Origin of the sequence: Salinicoccus sesuvii (genome assembly GCF_042648145.1) — a bacterium.
GTDB classification, from domain to species: domain Bacteria; phylum Bacillota; class Bacilli; order Staphylococcales; family Salinicoccaceae; genus Salinicoccus; species Salinicoccus sesuvii.
In genome coordinates this window covers 1-660 of the sequence record NZ_JBHRWV010000011.1, presented here as the reverse complement: position 1 = coordinate 660, position 660 = coordinate 1, and the positions used below count along the sequence as shown (strand labels likewise).

1 rRNA gene is annotated in these 660 nt (G+C 52.9%); it reads right to left on the bottom strand.

Going from position 1 to position 660, the window contains the following annotated elements:
• Positions 1 to 30 precede the first annotated feature (30 nt).
• Positions 31 to 660: ribosomal RNA gene (locus tag ACFOJ8_RS12340) — 23S ribosomal RNA — on the bottom strand; the annotation flags it as partial.

Genomic DNA, 660 nt, shown 5'->3' with positions numbered 1-660 from the left:
TGCGCAGAAAACCCACACGGTTTTCATTAATTGAATAAGTCATCGATCGATTAGTATTCGTCCGCTGAATGTGTCGCCACACGTACACGCCGAACCTATCTACCTCATCATCTCTGAGGGATCTAATGGGGAAATCTCATCTTGAGGGGGGCTTCATGCTTAGATGCTTTCAGCACTTATCCCGGCCATACATAGCTACCCAGCGATGCCGTTGGCACGACAACTGGTACACCAGTGGTATGTCCATCCCGGTCCTCTCGTACTAAGGACAGCGCCTCTCAAATTTCCTACGCCCACGACGGATAGGGACCGAACTGTCTCACGACGTTCTGAACCCAGCTCGCGTACCGCTTTAATGGGCGAACAGCCCAACCCTTGGGACCGACTACAGCCCCAGGATGCGATGAGCCGACATCGAGGTGCCAAACCTCCCCGTCGATGTGAACTCTTGGGGGAGATAAGCCTGTTATCCCCGGGGTAGCTTTTATCCGTTGAGCGATGGCCCTTCCATGCGGAACCACCGGATCACTAAGTCCGTCTTTCGACCCTGCTCGACCTGTATGTCTCGCAGTCAAGCTCCCTTATACCTTTACACTCTATGAATGATTTCCAACCATTCTGAGGGAACCTTTGAGCGCCTCCGTTACTCTTTAGGAGGCG